The sequence below is a fragment of the Leifsonia sp. NPDC014704 genome (genome assembly GCF_043083605.1).
GTDB lineage: Bacteria > Actinomycetota > Actinomycetes > Actinomycetales > Microbacteriaceae > Leifsonia.
On the sequence record NZ_JBIBYW010000001.1, the window covers coordinates 2031988 to 2050098 of the forward strand.

Genomic DNA, 18111 nt, shown 5'->3' on the forward strand with positions numbered 1-18111 from the left:
CGGTTCTCCTTGGGTGGGGATCGGGCGGAGCGGAGGGACGGGCTATCCCTTGACGGCGCCGGCGAGCGCGGACGAACCGCCGAGCGCGCGCGACACGATGACGTAGAGGGCGATCACGGGAACGGAGTAGATGAGCGAGTACGCGGCGAGCTGGCCGTAGGCGACCGCACCGTACTGGCCGAAGAACGTGAAGATGCTCACGGCCGCCGGCTGGTTCTCCGGGCTCAGCAGCAGCACGAAGGGGACGAAGAAGTTGCCCCACGCTGCCACGAACACGTAGATGAACACCACCGCGATTCCGGGGCGGACGAGCGGGACGACGACCGTCCACAGCGTCTTCATGCTGGATGCGCCATCCACCCAGGCCGCCTCCTCCAGCTGCACGGGCACCGAGTCGACGAAGTTCTTCGTCATCCAGATCGCCATCGGGAGCGACGAAGCGGCGAGGAACAGGATGGTCCCGCCGATCGAGTCGATCAGGTTCAGCGACACGAACAGACTGTAGACCGGCACCATCATCGCGGTGATCGGCAGGCACGTGCCGAACAGGATCGCATACAGGAACGGCCGGTTGAACCGGTTGCGGTAGCGCGACAGCGGGTAGGCGGCGAGGATGGCGACGATCACCGTGACGATCGCGCATCCCGCCGACAGCAGCAGGCTGTTCCACAGCGGCAGGAACGACAGCTCGGGCGTGAGCACCTTGCGGAAGTTCTCCAGCGACCACTGCTTCGGCCACGCGACCGAGAGCGTGGCCCCGCCGTCGAACGACGCGAGCACCACCCACACCAGCGGGAGCACGAAGACCGCGCCGATGAGGAGCAGGACGACGTTCGACGTCCAGCGCAGGGCGACCCCGTTGGGTGACGACAGCTTCATCAGTCCACCTCCGTCTTGAGCGCCCGCACGTAGATCACGGCGAACACCGCCCCGACGAGCAGCAGGATGGTCGCGATCGCCGTGCCGTAGCCGAGCTCCGAGAACTTGAACGCCTCCTGGTATGCCAGCACGGGGAGCGTCATGCTCTTGTTGCCCGGGCCGCCTCCGGTCATCACGTAGATGAGGGTGAAGACGGACAGCGTCTGAAGCGTGATGAGCATCAGGTTGGTGGAGATGCTGCGCCGGATCATCGGCAGCGTCACGAGGAAGAACCGCTTGACGCCGTTGGCGCCGTCGACCTCCGCCGCCTCGGTGATCTCCGGCGGCACCTCCTGCAGCGCCGCCGAGTAGACGAGCATCGAGAAGGCCGTGCCGCGCCACGTGTTGGCCAGGATGACCGACAGCATCGGGAAGGCGAACAGCCAGGACGGACCCGTCACGCCGAACATCGCGAGGATGGCGTTCAGCGTCCCGTGCTGGCTGAAGAACGCGTACGACGCGAACGCCGCGACGATCTCCGGGAGGACCCACGCGCCGACGACGAAGGTCGAGACGATCGCGCCGACCCAGCGGCTCCCGCTCCGCATCAGCAGGGCCAGCACCATCCCGGCGACGTTCTGGCCGATGACGGCGGACCCGAGCAGGAAGACCAGGGTCAGCCACACCGAGACCGGGAAGTCCGGGCTCTTGAACAGGTCGATGTAATTCTGCAGGCCGACCCACTGGCTGGACGCGGCGGCGGAGCCCGTCAGCGACATGTCGGTGAACGAGCCGTAGAACGACGACAGGATCGGCCCGAGCAGGAACACGACGAGCAGACCGATGGCTGGGAGGAGGGGGACCGAGCGGGCAAGGGCCCGCCGGGTGTGTGCGCGCGAACGTGCCGTGTCCCGCTGGCGCGGCGGCCGGGCCGACGAGGCCCGGCCGCGCGCGTCCGAGACGGCGGGGACGGTGGAGGTCACTACTTCGACTCCGTCTTGCCCTCACCGACGATCCCCACGACGGTGTCGTCGTAGGTCTTGGCGGCCTCCGCGGGCGTCGCCTGCCCGGTCATCACCGACTCCATCGCGACCTGGATGCCGTTCGAGATCTTCGGATAGTCGGGCGTGGCCGGCCGGAACTTGGTCACCGCGACGAGCGACGAGAAGAACTCCGAGGTGGGGTTCGACGTCTTGTACTTCTCGTCGTCGGCGACGTCCTTGCGCACCGGGATGCCGGCGGTGTTGATGTTGTACTCGAGCGAACGCTGCTTGTCCGTCAGGAAGGTGATGAACTTCCACGCCAGGTCCTTGGACTTGCTCTTGGCGCCCATCGAGAACGTCCAGCCGCCGGAGAGGCTGATCTTCCCGGGGTCCTGCCCCTCCTTCGTCGGCATCGCCGCAGTGCCCATGACTTTCGACCAGTCCGCCCACGGCGTCGCGCCGGTCGGAAGCCAGGCGTTCGAGGCCCAGGAGCCGTCGAGGTTGATCGCGAGCTTGCCCTGGGGCATCAGCTGGTTGTTGATCGTGTTCTGGTAGTTGGTGTCGCTGGTGACCTCCTGACTCGGGCCGAGGTCGCCCTGGTAGACCTCTTTGATCACGTCGAGCGCGTCCGTGAACGCCTTCGAGCCGACGATCCACTTGCCCTTCGAGTCGTCGTAGAGGCCCTTCTGGTCGGCTCCGTACAGCAGCATCTCGAAGCCTTGCATCGAGCTCGCCTCGCCAGCGGCCTTTCCCGAGAAGATGTTGAGCGGGATGACGCCGGGCACGGCCGCCTTGATCTTCTTCGCGGCGCCGATCACGTCGTCCCAGGTCTTCGGCTGCCACGGGGTCGGGATGCCGGCCTTCGCGAAGATGTCCTTGTTGTACCAGAGTCCTCGGGTGTCGGTGCCGGTCGGGATGCCGTAGACCTTGCCGTCGTCTCCCTTGCCCGCGTCCTTGGCGTTGTCGAAGAAGTTCGACCAGTCGGACCATTTGTCGACGTACGAGTCGAGCGGTGCCAGGTAGCCGGCCTGCGCGTCGGCGCGGATGAGGAAGGTGTCCTCCGACATCACGTCGGGCGCGGTGGTGGCCGCGCGGTTCATGAGGGAGAGCTTCGTGTAGTAATCGTTCTCGGCCGCCTTGATCGGGACGAGCGTGATCTTCTTGCCGGGGTTCGCTTTCTCGAAATCGGCCTTCGCCTTGGTCATGAAGTTGGCCATGATGTCGGACCCGAAGTCCTGGAAGGCGACCTTGATGGTCGTGCCGTCGCTGCCGCCGGACGAGGACGAACATCCCGCCAGTGCGACGAGGGCCGCAGTGGCCACGGTGGCGGCCAGGATCCTGCTTCGCTTCATCGATGCTCCTTTGCATTGACGTCCGTGGCGCGACGCCGCCGGACCTGCGTAATTTATAAATCAATTTGATTTACGAGCGCAAGGGCAGCGGCGATATTGTCCCCCGCCGGCTCCGTGAGCGCGGCGGACCGTCAGCGGACGACGGCGCGTGGCGAGAACGTGCCGTCCAGGACGAGCGCGGCAGCCCCGACGGCGGCTACGTCCTCGCCGATGGCGCTGGAGGCGATCGCGATGCCGTGCGTGAGGATGCCGGTGTCGAATTCGGCCAGCCGCGTCGGCAGCTGGTCCAGGTAGCGGCGCTCGACGCGCGACCACGACGGGCCGCCGTACACGACGCGATCGAGATCGAGGAGGGACGTCAGATTGGACAGGTAGAAGGCCGAGTTGCGGATGCTCCGGTCAACGATCTCCTGCGCCCCGGCATCCCCCGCCTCCGCCGCGGATGTCAGCCGTGTGAAGAGCTCGTCGATGGTCTCCACGTCCAGATGCAGGTCCTTCTCCGGAACGACCTTCATGCCGGCCGGCGGCGTCAGCACGCCCGACCACAGGCCCTGCATGACCAGCCGGTACGGGCGCACGGACTCCCCGTAGCAGCCGCGCCGGCCGCAGGCGCACAGCGTTCCGCCGGGGTCGACGAGCACGTGGCCGACATCTCCGGCGTTATCGGTGGATCCCGTGTACACCTCTCCGCCCAGCACCAGACCCACCCCGACACCGGTGCCGTAGTAGACGAAGGCGTAGTCCCGGGAGGCTCCGACCGGGTCGCTCCACCGCTCGGCGACGGCCGCGCACGTCACATCCTTCGCGACCAGAGAGGGCAGGCCGGTCGCGGCCGTCAGCTCGTCGCGGAGGTGGAAGTCGTTCCAGCTCGGGATCAGCGGGGGCCGGACCACCACGCCCCGCTCCGCGTCGATGGGGCCGGGCGCGGCGACGCCGACGCCGATCACGCGCTCGGCGTCGACGCCCGGCGTCGCGAGCACCTCGTGGATGGCGTCGACGGCGGCCGCGAGCGTCGAGACCGCGTCGCCGTCCGGCGGGGACGGACGGTGCACGTGGGCGACCACGGATCCCTCGAGATCGAGCAGGACGCAGGCGATCACGGTGGGGTCGAGGTGGACACCCACGGCGTAGGCGCCCGCCGGGTTCAGGCGCAGAATGGTGCGCGGTTTGCCGGGGCTGCCCTCACTTTGTTTTCCGGCCTCACGGATCAGCCCCTGCTGGAGGAGCCGGCGTGTCACGTTGGTGACGGTCTGCGCCGAGAGGTCCGTGCGGGCGGCGAGCTCCACCCGGCTGAGGCCGTCCGGGGATCGCCGGACGGCGTCCAGCACGACCGTCTCGTTGAACGCCGCGATGGCGGGGAGGTTGGCTCCTCTGGCCACAGCTCCTCCGTTCGCCCAGGTGTCCCCAGTGAGTACTGAGGATACCTACTGCCTACCGGCTGGATGCCTCCCTGGGCGGCCTCGCGACCCTCCCCCGTTCGGGCGGTCCCGACGGTCCGGACGATGCGCGCGCCGCGGCCAGACGGTCGGCGAGCGTCGCCGCGGCCTCTGCCAGTGCGGGCGGGCCGACGATCTCGAACGCCACGTCGAACCGCGTGAGAGACGCCAGCACGCCGATCCACGACCACGAGCCGAGGGTGAGACGACTCCGGGTGTCGCCCACGGGCTCCACGTGCCCGTCGGTCACCCACGGGATCACGTCGCGCGGTGGCAGGTCGATGACGACCTCGCCTACACACGGCCAGCGGTCCTCATCGTCGTTGCCTTTGAAGCGCGCCGCCACATACGACGTCGCGTCTCCGGTGGGGATCTGCCGCGGACGGAACCCCGGACCGGCCGGGAACCTCGGCGCCAGCCGATCGAGCCGGAACACCCGCCAGTCGTCCCGGTCCAGGTCCCACGCCACCAGATACCAGCGCGCATCCCGAGCCACGAGGCCGTGCGGCTCGGTGCGTCGCGGCGGTCCGTCCGCGCCGGCGTAGTCGAACCGGAGCACCTTCCTCTCCCGAACGGCGTCGCTCACCGCGCCCAGCACGGCCGGCTCGACCCCCGGCCCCGCGCTCGGCCGGTCGAAGCGGATGCCGTCGATGCGGTGCCGCAGGCGAGACGGCATGACCTGGCGGACAGTCGCGAGCGCGCGGGCAGCGGCCTCCTCGATCCCGGCCCCGGACGCGCCGGCGTTCTGAAGCGCGACGGAGAGGGCGACGGCCTGCTCTTCGTCGAAGAGGAGCGGAGGCAGCTCCGAGCCCGCGGCGAGTCGGTACCCGCCGTCAGGGCCTTTCAGCGCGTCGATGCGGTAGCCGAGCTCGCGGAGGCGGTCCACATCCCGCCGGACCGTCCGGGTGCTCACGTCGAGCCGATCCGCGAGCGCCTGCCCGGGCCAGTCCCGTCGCGCCTGCAACAGCGAGAGCATCGTGAGCATGCGCGAGGAGGGTGCGTTCATGCCTCGATTCTCGCGGGAGTAGCGGACCGAAACTGTCCGCTACCGCTGCGATTCTGGCGTCGTCGGGAGACCCCGGCGATCTCACTGAGAGGAACCAGCCATGAGCATCACCGTCACCACGCACCTGAACTTCCGCGCCGGAGAGGCGCGCGCTGCCCTCGAGTTCTACGCCGGAGCGTTCGGCGGAGAGGTCACTGCTGCGACGTATGCCGACTTCGGCATGCCCGCCGAACTGCCCGACGCGCAACACATCGTCTTCGGGCAGGTCGTCTCGCCCGAAGGGTTCCGCGTGATGGCCTACGACGTTCCGGCCCCGGGCGTTGAGGTCGGAGCGCGGGCGGAAGCGTCGACACGACGGGAGAACGGGATGACCATCACCGGGCAGCCGTTCTTCGTCTCCGTTCGGGCCGGGTCACTGGACGAACTGACCGGCTACGGGGATCGCCTCGCGGAGGGCGCTAGCGTCGTCGAGCCGCTGGCGGCCTCCGCCTGGTCGGCGGGATTCGGGATGTTGACGGACCGGTTCGGCGTCACCTGGGTGCTCGACGTCGCCTGACGACCGCCGACGCGGCGCTAGTCCTGGTTGCTGAACGCCGCGTCGAAGGAGGCGGTCGGCTGCTTCCAGAGCAGCGAGCGGATGTAGCCGACGGCCTCCTTGGCCCCGTGGAGGCGATCCATTCCGGCGTCCTCCCACTCGATCGAGATCGGGCCGGTGTAGCCGATGGACTCGAGCGCGCGGAAGGCGTCCTCCCACGGCACGTCACCGTGGCCGGTGGAGACGAAGTCCCAGCCGCGACGCGGGTCGCCCCACGACAGGTGCGAGCCGAGAACGCCGGCGCGGCCGTTCTTCGGGCGGAGACGCGTGTCCTTGCAGTCGACGTGGTAGATGCGGTCCTGGAAGTCGATGATGAACCCGACGGGGTCGATGTCCTGCCACATCATGTGGGACGGATCCCAGTTGAAGCCGAAGGCCTCGCGGTGGTCGATCGCCTCGAGGGACCGCACGCTCGTCCAGTAGTCGTACGCGATCTCCGACGGGTGCACCTCGTGCGCGAACCGGACGCCCTCACCGTCGAAGACGTCGAGGATGGGGTTCCAGCGGTCGGCGAAGTCCTGGTAGCCGCGGTCGAACACCTCGGCCGGGACCGGCGGGAACTGCGCGACGTAGGGCCAGATGCTCGAGCCGGTGAACCCGACGACCGTGTCGACGCCGAGCTTGCGGGCGACCTTCGCGGTGAGCTTGAGCTCTTCGGCGGCGCGCTGGCGCACGCCCTCCGGGTCGCCGTCGCCCCACACCTTCGATCCGACGATCGCCTGGTGGCGGAAGTCGATCGGGTCGTCGCAGACCGCCTGGCCCTTGAGGTGGTTCGAGATGGCCCAGACCTTCAGGCCGTAGCGGTCGAGGATGTCGAGGCGCCCCTGCAGGTACGCGTCGTCTTCGGCAGCGCGCCAGACGTCGAGGTGCTCGCCGGAGCACGCGATCTCGAGGCCGTCGTAGCCCCACTCGCTCGCGTACTTCGCGACCTCTTCGAGCGTGAGGTCGGCCCACTGGCCGGTGAAGAGGGTGACCGGGTGCGTCCGGCCCGACTCGGTGGTCTCCGAGCCGCCCGCGCTGGTGGCGTCAGTCATTGTTCGTTCCCATCTCGATCCAGGTGCCCGACTCGGCCGAGTCGATCACCGCATCCGTGACCCGCACGGCGCGAAGGCCGTCGGTGAAGCGCGGCAGGCCGTCGGGGTTCTCCCCCGCGACTGCCGCGTAGCTGTCGGCGACGAACGCGTTGAACGCGTCCTGATAGCCCTGCGGGTGCCCGGAGGGCACGACGCACAGGCGGGCGGCGTCTTCGCTGAGCTGATCGGCGTCGCGTGGGATGATCAGGCTGCCCTTGCGGCGGCCCACCCACAGCGTCTCGGGCTGCTCCTGGTCGAAGCCGATGCTCTCAGTGCTGCCGGAGATCTCGAGCCAGAGCCGGTTCTTGCGGCCCGGCGCGACCTGCGACACCAGCAGGGTGCCCAGCGCTCCGGAACGCGTCTCGATGACCACGGCGACGGCGTCCTCCGTCGTGATCGCCGCGTGGGACGCGCGCTCGGCGAACACCGTTCGCTTCGTGGCAGAGACGCGGCTCACGCGGTCGCCGCTGACGAACTCGACGAGGTCGACGAGGTGCGACCCGATGTCCGCGAAGGCACGCGAGCGGCCGCCCTGCGCCGCATCCACCCGCCAGTTGTCGTCGTCGGAGCCCAGGAGCCAGTCCTGCAGGTAGGAGGCGTTGATGCTCAGGACGCGCCCGGCCTCGCCCGAGGCGAAGCGGGCGCGGGCCTCACGCACGAGCGGGTGGAAGCGGTAGACGAACGGAACGGTCGCGGTGCGGCCCTCCGCCGCCGCCACCAGGCTCTCGGCATCGGCGACCGACGTGGCGAGCGGCTTCTCGCAGATGACGTCCTTGCCGGCGGCCAGCACGGCCGCCGCCTGCTCTGCGTGGAGAGCGTTCGGCGTCGTGACATGGACGACGTCGACCGTGTCGTCGGCAAGCAGTTCGTCGAGCGATCCGTACGAACGGCCGATGCCGAGCCGCTCGGCCGCCGCTGCCGAGCGCTCCGGCGTCGAGGAGACGATCCCGGCGAGCTCGGCGCGTGCTGAACGAGCCGCTCGCGAGTGAACCTCGGCCATGAACCCGCCGCCGACGATCGCGACGCGGAGCCGGGCTCCGGCGGAACCGCCGTCGCGCCGGGTGAGCCCGCCGTTGGTCGCAGCACTGGCGCCCGATGCTCCGGCCTGGTTTCCGTCCGTCATCGCTCCGCTCCCGTCACGCCAGGGTCGCCGCTCGCGGGTCCCAGTCCTCCGGGAGAGCCGGCGCCACCTCCACCGTGCTCTCGACCTCGACCGGAGTGCGGGACTCCCCCGCCTCGATGGTCGAGACCATGATGTCGAGCACGTGGTAGGCCTGCTCGCCGGAGGCGCGTTCGGGGACGTCGGCGCGGATGGCTCGGGCGAGCTCCACCACACCGATGCCCCGGGTGTCGGTCGTTCCGGTTGACGGGAACGTCTCGATGCCGTCGCTTCCGTGAACCAGGAGTTCACCCTCGAAGGTATTGGGGTCGGGCACGACGAGCGTGCCGTCGACACCGGCCACCTCGAACTGGGTGCGGCCGAGCTTGGAGTCGAAGCTGAACACGGCCTGCGCCGTCTGGCCGCTCTCGAACTCGTAGAGCGCACTGACGTGGGTCGGCACGGTCACGGCGAACTCCTCGCCTGCGCGAGGTCCGGAGCCGATGACGCGGGTCTCCTTGGCGCGGGATGCGCTTGCGCTCACCCGGGCGACCGGACCGAACATCTGCACCAGGGCGGTCAGGTAGTACGGGCCGATGTCGAACAGCGGACCCGCGCCCTCCTGGAACAGGAAGTCCGGGTTGGGGTGCCACGACTCCGGGCCCGGGCTCTGCATCAGCGTGAGCGCGGTCAGCGGTGCGCCGATGTCGCCGTTCTCGATCAGGCGACGGGCCGACTGGATGCCGGAGCCGAGGAACGTGTCGGGCGCCGTGGCGACCCGCAGTCCGGCCGCGTGCGCGGCCTCGAGCAGCTCGCGACCGCTGGCGCGGTCGAGAGCGAAGGGCTTCTCGCTCCACACGTTCTTGCCGGCGGCGAGCGCCTGCAGCGCCACCTCGACGTGCACCTTGGGGATCGTCAGGTTCACCACGATCTCGATGGCGTCGTCGGCGAGCAGCTCCTCCACCGTGCCGGAACCCGGCACGCCGTACTTGTCGGCCTGCGCCTTCGCCCGCTCAAGATCGATGTCGGCGACGAAGCGCACGTCGAGGTCGGGGAACGAGGTGAGGTTCTCGAGGTACTGGTTGCTGATGACGCCGGCGCCGATGACACCGAGTCCCACGCGCCCGCCGCTCATGCGAGACCCTTCGAGGTCAGGAAGGCGAAGCTGTCGGCGACCGCCTGGAAGCGGTCACCGCGCGAGTCGTCGAGCTCGATGACACGAAGCGCGTCGGGCGCTGCGGCGATGATCTGCTCGATCGGGAGGGAACCCTGACCGACGGCGACCTGGTCCTTGGTCTCGGTGGTGCCGGGGCCGTCCTTGATGTGGAGGGCGACGACGCGGTCGCCGAGCTTGGGGAGAAGCGCGACGGGGTCGATTCCGCCGACGGCGACCCAGTAGGTGTCGACCTCGAGCACGACCTCCGGAGCGAGCTTGCCCGCGAAGAACTCGAGCGCGGTCACGCCTTCGATCGTGCTCTCGAGCTCGTGCGCGTGGTTGTGATAGCCGACGCGCACGCCGTGGCGGGCCGCGACCTCGGCCGCCGCGTTGAGCTGGTCGGCGATCTGCGCGACGTCGTCCGCGCTCTGCCAGCGCTCAGGCGCCACGAACGGGTCGATGACGGTCTGGACGCCCAGCTCCTTCGCGGCTCCGAACACCTCGTCCAGGTCTCCACCGATGAAGCCCTGGTGGGTCGTGGGCGCGGAGAGGCCGGCCTCGGCCAGGCCCTCTCGAAGCGCGTCACCGAAGGTGAGGAAGGCGAAGGGCTCGACCTGGGTGAACCCGATCTCGGCGATCCGCTTGAGGGTACCGACCGTGTCCTCGGTCAGGAGCTCCCGGACCGTGTACAGCTGCACGGAGACTTTTGACGTCGACACTGTTCTCCTCGTCGAGTTCATGGAGTGGAAGGGCGCCGGATGGCGTGGGTCTATTCAAGTGCCACTTCTGCCGGATGTCAATCAAAAGTCGATCGAATGCAGACCATCTTTGAGCAGTCCACCGGCACTGTGGTTCAATACCCTCTATGACCGACAGCGCGCGAGACTCGGTGCTCGTCGCCGCAGACGCCGCGGAGCTGCTGGCGATCCTGCGCGACGGCATCCCGCGCACCCGCGCGCAGCTCGCCGAGCTGACCGGCATGGCGCGCTCGACCATCGCCTCGCGGATCGACACGCTCACGGCAGCGGGACTCGTCGCGCCCGCGGGCGACGACGTGTCGTCCGGTGGGCGCCCTCCGTCGCGCATCCGCTTCAACCCGGAATCGCGCGTCGTCGTCGCGATCGACCTCGGCGCGACGCACGGCGTCGTCGCCCTCACCGACCTCGCCGGCAACATCACGGCGAGCGTGTCGCGTCGGCTCGACATCGCCGACGGCCCGCAGCCGGTGCTCGACTGGGCGCTCGAGACGGCGTCCGAGCTCTACATCGCGAGCGGGCGGCAGCCGGAGGAACTGATCGGCGTCGGTGTCGGCGTGCCCGGCCCCGTCGAGCACTCCACCGGGCTGCCGGTGAACCCGCCGATCATGCCCGGCTGGGACCGCTTCGACATCCCGGCCTACATCCGTCGCGTCTTCGACGTGCCCGTCCTCGTCGACAACGACGTCAACCTGCTCGCCCTCGGCGAGCAGGCACTGATGTGGCCGGATGAGACGGACCTGCTGTTCATCAAGGTCGCGACCGGCGTCGGCGCGGGGATCATCAGCGGAGGCCGCCTGCAGCGCGGCGCGCTCGGATCGGCCGGCGATCTAGGGCACGTGCGCGTCCCCTTCGGAAGCGACACCCCGAGCCACGGCGAGCAGGATGCGGACCTCGAGTCGCTGGTGAGCGGTCCCGCCATCGCCCGGTCCCTGTCCGAGGCGGGACTCTCCGCCGAGACCAGCGACGACGTCGTCGCGCTCGCGCGCACGGGCAACCCGGCCGTCCAGAACGCGATCCGGCAGGCCGGACGCGACCTCGGTGCCGTCGTCGCCACCTGCGTCAACCTCCTCAACCCGTCGATGATCGTCGTCGGCGGCAGCCTCTCCCGCGTCGGCGAGCAGCTCCTCGCCGGGATGCGCGAGGTCGTCTACCAGCGGTCGACGCCGCTGGCGACGCAGCATCTGACCATCACGCAGTCGCGCTCCGGCGAGACCGGCGGCGCGATCGGGGCGGCCATCATGGTCATCCAGCGCGCGCTCGATCCCGACGCGGGCACGCCGCGCTCCCTCTTCCGCTGACGCCGCCGGCGGAGCATCCACCCCGATCCCACATCCTCGAATCGATTCGAATCCCCCGAAGGTCACATTGAAAGGAGTGCCGTGAGCACCCAGAGCGAACCCCTCGACCGCCCTCTCCGCGCCGGAGTGGTCGGCCTCGGCTGGGCCGGACAGCAGCACATGGCGGCCTACTCCGCCCTGCCCGGCGTCGAGCTCGTCGCCATCGCCGGCATGGAGGACGGCCCGCGTGCCGAGCTCGGAGAGACATACGGCGTCAAGCGCCTGCACCGCGATTGGAAGGACCTCGTCGCCGAGGGCGACCTCGACGTGGTCAGCGTCGCCGTGCCGACCTTCCTTCACGCGCCGATCGCCGTCGGAGCCCTCGACGCCGGAATCCACGTGCTCAGCGAGAAGCCGATCGCCCGCACCGCGGCGGAGGCGCAGACGATGGTGGATGCGGCCCATCGCGCCGGCCGCGTGCTGGAGGTCGCCTTCAACCACCGCCGTCGCGGAGACATCGAGGCGCTGAAGGCCGCGATCGACGGCGGGCAGATCGGCCGGCCGTATCACGCGCGCGCCGTCTGGCTGCGCCGGGCCGGCATCCCCGCGCTCGGAAGCTGGTTCACGAACCGCGAGATGGCCGGCGGCGGCCCGCTGATCGACATCGGCGTGCATGTCCTCGACTACGCCCTTCACCTGTTCGGCGAGCCGCGTGTCGAGGCGGTCTCGGCCGTCACGCATTCCGAACTGGGTGTCCGCGGTCGCGGCGGCGCCGCCGCCTCCAAGCAGCACGTCGGGTCGGAGTACGAGGTCGAAGACCTCGCGAGCCTCCTGCTCCGGCTCGAGGGCGGCGGCTCGATCGTCATCGAGACCAGCTGGGCCGCGTACCGCCCCGCCGGCGACGAGTTCGGCATCACCCTCTACGGCACCGAGGGCGGCGCAGATCTGCGCGTCGTCGACTACGCCCCGTCCGGCGAGCTGACGATCTTCACGGGCGACGGCGAGCAGAGCGAGGACATCACGGTCACGGCCGACCCCGGCCGCGGTCACCTCGCGGTGGTCGAGACCTTCCTGGAGCACGTCGCCGACCAGGCGAACTGGTCGAACTGGGACGGCTCGCTCGCCCTCGACCGCGCACGGGTCATCGACGCCGCCTACGAATCCGCTCGCATCGGTGCCGAGGTCCGGCTGTCCCCGGCCACCAATGCGGCAACCACCGATACCGCGGACACCGCGGACACCACCGACACCGCGGGAACCACCGATACCGCCCTGAAGGGAGCATGACCATGACACTGCGCGTCACCGTCTGGAATGAGGGCGTCCACGAGGCGACCCAGCCCGAGATCGCCGCGATCTACCCGCACGGCATCCACGGAGCCATCGCCGAGGGACTGTCCGACCTGCTCGGCGACGAGGTCGCCGTCCGCACAGCGACCCTCGACGACCCCGAGCACGGGCTCAGCGAGCAGGCCCTCGGCGAGACCGACGTCCTGCTCTGGTGGGGCCACATCGCGCACGACCGCGTCTCGGACGAGGTGGTGGAGCGCGTCCGCCGTCACGTCCTCGGCGGGATGGGGCTGATCGTCCTCCACTCCGGCCACTTCTCGAAGATCTTCATCCGGATGCTCGGCACGACCTGCTCGCTGCGCTGGCGCAACCCGGAGGGCGGCGAGCGGGAGCTGGTCTGGAACGTGAACCCGACCCATCCCATCGCCGCGGGCGTCGAGCAGCCCATCGTCATCGACGCCCAGGAGATGTACGGCGAGTTCTTCGACATCCCGACGCCCGACGATCTGGTCTTCATCAGCTCCTTCACCGGCGGCGAGGTGTTCCGCTCCGGCGTCACCTTCACCCGGGGGCGCGGGAAGATCTTTTACTTCAGCCCCGGCGACCAGGAGTACCCGGTGTACTTCCACCCCCAGGTGCGCCGCGTGCTCGCCAACGGCGTGAAGTGGGCCGCCCCGGTGGAAGGCGCCCGCCAGTCGCCCGAGGTGTCGAACCCGCAGCCGGTCTAAGCCGAGCCCGGCAACGGTCGGGGATCCGCAGCCTTCCGTCGGAGAATCAGCCGGGTCCGCTTCGGATCTCCATCCAGGCCGCGGTCCGTCGGAGATCCGGAGCCTTTTCTCCTACGGAAGCACCGGATCCCACGGCCTGGCGCCGAGCACATCGAGACCGCAGCATCGAAGTACGAACACGAGGAGCCCTCCATGACCGATGTGCTGTCCACGCTTCCCCAGCCGCGCCATCCCGACCCCGCAGACGCCCCGCCGCTGCGGTGGGGCGTGCTCGGTCCCGGCGTGATCGCCGCCGATTTCACCGATGCGCTCCACCGGCACACCCGCCAGCGGGTGGTGGCGGCGGGGTCGCGCTCGGCGGAGCGGGCGCAGGCGTTCGCCGACGCCCACGGGGTGGACCGCGCGTACGGCTCCTACGAGCAGCTCGTCGGCGACCCGGACGTCGACGTCGTGTATGTCGCGACCCCGCACAGCGAACATCTCGAGCACTCCCTGCTCGCGATCGCCGCGGGCAAGAACGTCCTCATCGAGAAGCCGATGGCCGTCACCGCCGACCAGGCGAGACGCATCGTCGCGGCGGCACGGGATGCCGGCGTCTTCGCGATGGAGGCGATGTGGACGCGCTACCTGCCGCAGACGGACATCGTGCGCCAGCTGCTGGAGGACGGTTCACTCGGGGACATCCGGGTCGTCACGGCGGATTTCGGAGGCCGGGCGCCGTTCGATCCGTCGAGCCGGCTGTGGAACCCCGCGCTCGCGGGCGGAGCGCTGCTCGACCTCGGCGTCTACACGGTGTCGTGGGCCTCGTTCGCGCTCGGCGCCCCGGCCGGGATCATCGCCTCGGGAACGCTTTCCGAAACCGGCGTCGACGAGCAGGCGGCGCTGGTGCTGTCGTCCGCGAGCGGCGGTCAGGCGCTGCTGAGCACCACGTTGCTGGCGGGCACACCGTCGCTCGCGACCATCAGCGGCAGTGAAGGCCGCGTCGAGACGGACAGCCCGTTCTGGGGGCCGAGCGGTCTGCGGGTGTTCCGCGGCGACGGCACCCTCGCCGCGCACTGGCGCGACCCGTACGGCCGGCCGCACCGCGACGGGATGTCGTACGAGGCCGCGGCGCTCGCCCGCTTCGTCGCCGAGGGCCGGACGGAGTCGCCGCTCCACCCGCTCGCTGAGGCGGTCGACTCCCTGGCCACGATCGACGAAGCGCGGAGGCAACTCGGGGCGACGCGCGTGGAGTGACGGCGAGCGTCGGCGTGACGCGGCACAATGGAGAGGTGCTCGACTCCGCTCCGTACCGCACCGCCGACCTGTACCGGCCGGGCGTCCTCGCGGACCTGAGCCCCGCTCGGCCTGCTCCCGTGCCGGTGGTGCCGGCCGTCCCCGGTCAGACCGGGCATCTCGCACGCGTGGTGGCGCGTTCCAGCGACCGCGTGAGTTGGCTGCGGGCGCGCAGCCGCGGCATCACGGCCACCGACGTCGCCAAACTGTCGAGCCCGCGATCCATCCGTGCCGCAGCGTACGACAAGTTGCACGGCACCGGCTTCAGCGGCAATGTCTTCACGCAGCACGGCCGCTCGCGCGAGCCGGAGATCGCCGCCTGGGTGGCCGCGACGCACGGAATCGAGCCCTCCGATCTGCTCTTTCACGCGGAGCGCGACCGCCGGCATCTGGCGACCCCCGACGGTCTGATCGCCCGGTCGGGCGGCAAACTCGAGCTCGCTGAGATCAAGACCACGAACAAGCCCTTCCGCAGCATCCCCCGCCCGTACCTCCGCCAGATCTGGTGGCAGCAGTACGTGCTCGGCGCAGAGCGCACGCTCTTCGTCTGGGAACAGCACGACGGCTTCGTCCCGCTCCGCGACGAGCCGGAGTGCCGCTGGGTCGACCGCGACGAGGCCGAGATCGCGAAGCTGGTCGCCCTCGCTGCGGACCTCATCGAGGTTCTGCGTCAGGCGACTTCGGCCGGAGCGCCCGCGCCGGTGTCGGTGGCCGCCGCGACCGCCGTGTCCGGCGCGGCCTCCGCATCCACTCCGACCGGTATGCGGGTCAGCGCCACCGCGTAGACGGCGATCCACCCGACGGCGACGGTGGTGCCGATCAATTCGAGCCACGCGCCGACATCGGCGCCGACGCGCACGATGGCGAGCAACCCGCCGACGATCGTGATCACGGCGACCGCCCCGCAGCTCAACCGCGACAGCCGGGAGAGGCGCGGGAGCCTCCGGCTGAACCCCACCTGCAGCATGGCGAAGCACGCCGCGGCGAAGCCGATGACGGCGGACACCGTGTGCACCAGGTCCTGCACGGTCGACTTCGGGTCGACGATCGGCACCGGGCAATAGGCCGTGCACGTGACCTGCGACGCCAGGACGAAGCACACCGCCGCGAACCCGAGCGTCACCGCAGGCGCCCAACGGTCGAGCATTCGTGCGGACGAGCGGATGTGGCCGCTCGCCACGGCGATCGCGAAGCCGCCACCCGCGATGAGGAGCAGTGCGACGGCGAAGGCGCCGGACGTCGCCGCACCCTTCGCGCCCAGCTCGCTCACGTAGACCGGATACGGCACCGTCAGCCTGGCAGCCCAAATGACGACGAGCCCGCCGAGCACGCAGATGGTGCCGATGGCGAGCAGGATGGGGACGGCGCGCTGCCACCCCCGCGCGAGCACAGGGACGGCGAAGGGCTCGCGAGCGATCCGCAGCAGTTGTCGCACCTGTCGCTCCTCGGGTCTGGCCGTCGTCGTTCCGCACCCGCCGGCGACGCACGCCCCGGGTCGCAGCATCCTAACCGGCGCGACGCTGGGAAACGGCCTGGGGGTATCCGAAACAGACTGTTCACATCTGGTGACCCGACCGTAACACCGGTGAAGCACGCGCAGGATTGACTGAGGGGACGCCGCGCCGACGCAGCGGCAGACCGACGAGGGGATGACGAATGCCGAAGACCATGCGGGCCGCACTTCTGGACGCCGCGGGAGCCCCGGAGGCACTCCGCATCGGAGAGACCGCCTACCCGGATCGCGTGAACGCCGAGTTCCTGGTCAAGGTGGTCGCCTCGAGCGTGAACCCGATCGACGCGAAGACGCGGGCCGGTCGCGGGATCTACGACGCCATCCACGCGTTTCCCGCCGTGCTCGGCCACGACTTCAGCGGTGTCGTCGTGGAGTCGCCGTACAGCGCGCATCCCATCCGTCCGGGCGATGAGGTCTTCGGCATGGTCATGGTGCCGCGCCTCGGTGGCAGCTTCGCCGAGTACATCTCGGTGCCGTCGCTGAGCGTCGTGCGGAAGCCCGCGACGCTCAGCCACATCGAGGCCGCCGGCGCTCCCCTGGCCGCTCTGACGGCGTGGGGCTTGGTCGTCGAGGTCGCCAAGGCGCACGAGGGCCAGCGGATGCTCATCCACGCGGGCAGCGGAGGCGTTGGTCACTTCGCGGTGCAGTTCGCCTCGTATTTCGGCGCGCACGTCATCGCCACCGCCTCCGGGTCGAACGCGTCATGGATGCGGTCCCTGGGCGCGGCCGAAGTGATCGACTACTCGACGACCCGCTTCGAGGACGTCGTGCACGACGCCGACGTGGTGATCGATCTGGTCGGCAATGTTCACGACGACACCGGCACCCGCTCCCTCTCCGTTCTGCGCCCCGGGGGCCTCATCGTCAACGTGCCGACCGGGAGCTGGCCCACCTTCGCGGAGGACGCCGCCGCCGCCGGAGTCCGCGGCACCGACTACAAGGTCGCGCCGGACGGCAGCACGCTCGCGGTCATCGCCCGGCTGCTGGAGTCGGGGAACGTGCGCGTGCACGTCGACCAGATCTTCGCCCTCGAGCAGATCGCCGAGGCGCACCGAGCCGTCGAGAGCGGCCACACGCGCGGCAAGGTCGTGCTGAAGATCGCGGAGGGCTGAGCTAGCCGACCGGGGTCAGCGCCCGCTCCATCACCCAGTCGTCCTCGTACCGGTCACCGACCAGGAACCGCTTCGCCCCGACCCGTTCGAAGCCGTGCTTGCCGTAGAAGCGCTGGGCGCGGGCGTTCTCCTCGTTGACGCCCAGCCACATCCCCTCGGCTCCCGCGTCGCCGCCGGCACGCAGGCTCTCGGTCATCAGCCGGCTCGCGACGCCCTCGCCGTGGTGGCCGGGAAGGACGTAGCACTTGCTCAGCTCGGCGGTGGGATGGATGCGCAGGGAGCCGCGCACATCGGCGTCGGCCGGTTCACCCAGGTTGATCATCGTGTATCCGACCGCGAATCCCTCGTCGTCCTCCGCGATGAGCAGGCGGCGGGATGTGTCGGCGAGGTACTCGACGAACCGCTCCTCCGAGAGCACCGTCTCGATGAACGCCGCCTTCGCCTCCTCGGTCGTGTGCGGCGGGCAGGCGAGCGGGAAGGTCGCGGCGGCGACCGCGGCGAGGGCGGCGGCGTCTCCGGCGACAGCGGGGCGGATGGTGACAGTCACCCCGTCAGCCTAGCCAGTGAACGGCCCCCGACACGTAGCGGACCGGCCGCCTC

General features: G+C 69.9%; 18 protein-coding genes. 7 read left to right on the plus strand and 11 right to left on the minus strand.

Annotated elements, in window-relative coordinates:
• Positions 1 to 42: 42 nt before the first annotated feature.
• The 5 genes from ACF1AJ_RS09845 to ACF1AJ_RS09865 form a co-directional block, all read right to left on the minus strand.
• Positions 43 to 879, minus strand: a complete 837-nt coding sequence (locus ACF1AJ_RS09845; protein ID WP_391507152.1) for a carbohydrate ABC transporter permease — start codon at positions 877 to 879, stop codon at positions 43 to 45.
• Positions 879 to 1841: a carbohydrate ABC transporter permease gene (locus ACF1AJ_RS09850; protein WP_391507153.1), complete on the minus strand. Its 963-nt coding sequence runs from the start codon at positions 1839 to 1841 to the stop codon at positions 879 to 881. The genes ACF1AJ_RS09845 and ACF1AJ_RS09850 overlap by 1 nt, the downstream gene beginning before the upstream one ends.
• A complete protein-coding gene (locus tag ACF1AJ_RS09855) occupies positions 1841 to 3193 on the minus strand; it encodes an extracellular solute-binding protein (protein WP_391507154.1) in 1353 nt (450 codons plus the stop codon). The genes ACF1AJ_RS09850 and ACF1AJ_RS09855 overlap by 1 nt, the downstream gene beginning before the upstream one ends.
• A gap of 131 nt (positions 3194 to 3324) precedes the next feature.
• Positions 3325 to 4572 (minus strand): ROK family transcriptional regulator, encoded by a 1248-nt coding sequence (locus ACF1AJ_RS09860; RefSeq protein WP_391507155.1) that lies wholly within the window; start codon positions 4570 to 4572, stop codon positions 3325 to 3327.
• 52 nt (positions 4573 to 4624) lie between these two features.
• Positions 4625 to 5635 (minus strand): helix-turn-helix transcriptional regulator, encoded by a 1011-nt coding sequence (locus ACF1AJ_RS09865; protein WP_391507157.1) that lies wholly within the window; start codon positions 5633 to 5635, stop codon positions 4625 to 4627.
• Between the two features lie 100 nt (positions 5636 to 5735).
• On the opposite strand from ACF1AJ_RS09865, the gene ACF1AJ_RS09870 reads away from it, so the two are divergent.
• On the plus strand, positions 5736 to 6191 hold the full coding sequence (locus ACF1AJ_RS09870) for a VOC family protein (protein WP_391507158.1): 456 nt from the start codon (positions 5736 to 5738) through the stop codon (positions 6189 to 6191).
• 17 nt (positions 6192 to 6208) lie between these two features.
• Here the strand turns inward: ACF1AJ_RS09870 and ACF1AJ_RS09875 are convergent, their stop codons facing one another.
• The 4 genes from ACF1AJ_RS09875 to ACF1AJ_RS09890 are packed head-to-tail and all read right to left on the minus strand — an operon-like array spanning position 6209 to position 10256.
• Positions 6209 to 7264 (minus strand): sugar phosphate isomerase/epimerase, encoded by a 1056-nt coding sequence (locus tag ACF1AJ_RS09875; RefSeq protein WP_018189765.1) that lies wholly within the window; start codon positions 7262 to 7264, stop codon positions 6209 to 6211.
• The gene (locus ACF1AJ_RS09880; RefSeq protein WP_391507159.1) at positions 7257 to 8426 is read right to left on the minus strand and encodes a Gfo/Idh/MocA family protein; all 1170 of its coding nucleotides are present in this window, start codon (positions 8424 to 8426) and stop codon (positions 7257 to 7259) included. Before ACF1AJ_RS09880 ends, ACF1AJ_RS09875 begins: the two co-directional genes overlap by 8 nt.
• Positions 8427 to 8439: 13 nt before the next feature.
• Positions 8440 to 9537 carry a Gfo/Idh/MocA family protein gene (locus ACF1AJ_RS09885; RefSeq protein ID WP_391507160.1) on the minus strand — a complete coding sequence of 366 codons (1098 nt, stop codon included), beginning with the start codon at positions 9535 to 9537 and terminating at the stop codon, positions 8440 to 8442.
• A complete protein-coding gene (locus tag ACF1AJ_RS09890) occupies positions 9534 to 10256 on the minus strand; it encodes a sugar phosphate isomerase/epimerase family protein (protein WP_391507462.1) in 723 nt (240 codons plus the stop codon). The genes ACF1AJ_RS09885 and ACF1AJ_RS09890 overlap by 4 nt, the downstream gene beginning before the upstream one ends.
• Positions 10257 to 10423: 167 nt before the next feature.
• On the opposite strand from ACF1AJ_RS09890, the gene ACF1AJ_RS09895 reads away from it, so the two are divergent.
• The 5 genes from ACF1AJ_RS09895 (at position 10424) to ACF1AJ_RS09915 (ending at position 15671) form a co-directional block, all read left to right on the plus strand.
• Positions 10424 to 11614, plus strand: a complete 1191-nt coding sequence (locus ACF1AJ_RS09895; protein ID WP_391507161.1) for an ROK family protein — start codon at positions 10424 to 10426, stop codon at positions 11612 to 11614.
• An 81-nt stretch (positions 11615 to 11695) separates the two neighbouring features.
• Positions 11696 to 12880 carry a Gfo/Idh/MocA family protein gene (locus ACF1AJ_RS09900; RefSeq protein WP_391507162.1) on the plus strand — a complete coding sequence of 395 codons (1185 nt, stop codon included), beginning with the start codon at positions 11696 to 11698 and terminating at the stop codon, positions 12878 to 12880.
• Complete coding sequence (locus ACF1AJ_RS09905; RefSeq protein ID WP_309856615.1) at positions 12877 to 13611, plus strand: ThuA domain-containing protein; 735 nt, start codon at positions 12877 to 12879, stop codon at positions 13609 to 13611. Before ACF1AJ_RS09900 ends, ACF1AJ_RS09905 begins: the two co-directional genes overlap by 4 nt.
• 192 nt (positions 13612 to 13803) lie before the next feature.
• A complete protein-coding gene (locus ACF1AJ_RS09910; protein ID WP_391507163.1) occupies positions 13804 to 14847 on the plus strand; it encodes a Gfo/Idh/MocA family protein in 1044 nt (347 codons plus the stop codon).
• Positions 14844 to 15671 carry a YqaJ viral recombinase family protein gene (locus ACF1AJ_RS09915; protein WP_391507164.1) on the plus strand — a complete coding sequence of 276 codons (828 nt, stop codon included), beginning with the start codon at positions 14844 to 14846 and terminating at the stop codon, positions 15669 to 15671. The genes ACF1AJ_RS09910 and ACF1AJ_RS09915 overlap by 4 nt, the downstream gene beginning before the upstream one ends.
• Here the strand turns inward: ACF1AJ_RS09915 and ACF1AJ_RS09920 are convergent.
• Positions 15557 to 16321, minus strand: coding sequence for a DUF998 domain-containing protein (locus tag ACF1AJ_RS09920; protein ID WP_391507165.1), 765 nt, complete (start codon positions 16319 to 16321; stop codon positions 15557 to 15559). The two genes, ACF1AJ_RS09915 and ACF1AJ_RS09920, sit on opposite strands and share 115 nt — an antisense overlap.
• 221 nt (positions 16322 to 16542) lie before the next feature.
• On the opposite strand from ACF1AJ_RS09920, the gene ACF1AJ_RS09925 reads away from it, so the two are divergent.
• Positions 16543 to 17511 (plus strand): NADP-dependent oxidoreductase, encoded by a 969-nt coding sequence (locus ACF1AJ_RS09925; RefSeq protein ID WP_391507166.1) that lies wholly within the window; start codon positions 16543 to 16545, stop codon positions 17509 to 17511.
• A 1-nt stretch (position 17512) separates the two neighbouring features.
• Here the strand turns inward: ACF1AJ_RS09925 and ACF1AJ_RS09930 are convergent, their stop codons facing one another.
• Positions 17513 to 18058 carry a GNAT family N-acetyltransferase gene (locus ACF1AJ_RS09930; RefSeq protein WP_391507167.1) on the minus strand — a complete coding sequence of 182 codons (546 nt, stop codon included), beginning with the start codon at positions 18056 to 18058 and terminating at the stop codon, positions 17513 to 17515.
• Positions 18059 to 18111: the final 53 nt, after the last annotated feature.

Coding starts and splice junctions, on each gene's coding strand:
- ACF1AJ_RS09845 (WP_391507152.1), bottom strand. CDS start 879: ATGAAGCTGTCGTCACCCAACGGGGTCGCCCTGCGCTGGACGTCGAAC.
- ACF1AJ_RS09855 (WP_391507154.1), bottom strand. CDS start 3,193: ATGAAGCGAAGCAGGATCCTGGCCGCCACCGTGGCCACTGCGGCCCTC.
- ACF1AJ_RS09865 (WP_391507157.1), bottom strand. CDS start 5,635: ATGAACGCACCCTCCTCGCGCATGCTCACGATGCTCTCGCTGTTGCAG.
- ACF1AJ_RS09870 (WP_391507158.1), top strand. CDS start 5,736: ATGAGCATCACCGTCACCACGCACCTGAACTTCCGCGCCGGAGAGGCG.
- ACF1AJ_RS09875 (WP_018189765.1), bottom strand. CDS start 7,264: ATGACTGACGCCACCAGCGCGGGCGGCTCGGAGACCACCGAGTCGGGC.
- ACF1AJ_RS09880 (WP_391507159.1), bottom strand. CDS start 8,426: ATGACGGACGGAAACCAGGCCGGAGCATCGGGCGCCAGTGCTGCGACC.
- ACF1AJ_RS09885 (WP_391507160.1), bottom strand. CDS start 9,537: ATGAGCGGCGGGCGCGTGGGACTCGGTGTCATCGGCGCCGGCGTCATC.
- ACF1AJ_RS09895 (WP_391507161.1), top strand. CDS start 10,424: ATGACCGACAGCGCGCGAGACTCGGTGCTCGTCGCCGCAGACGCCGCG.
- ACF1AJ_RS09905 (WP_309856615.1), top strand. CDS start 12,877: ATGACCATGACACTGCGCGTCACCGTCTGGAATGAGGGCGTCCACGAG.
- ACF1AJ_RS09910 (WP_391507163.1), top strand. CDS start 13,804: ATGACCGATGTGCTGTCCACGCTTCCCCAGCCGCGCCATCCCGACCCC.
- ACF1AJ_RS09925 (WP_391507166.1), top strand. CDS start 16,543: ATGCCGAAGACCATGCGGGCCGCACTTCTGGACGCCGCGGGAGCCCCG.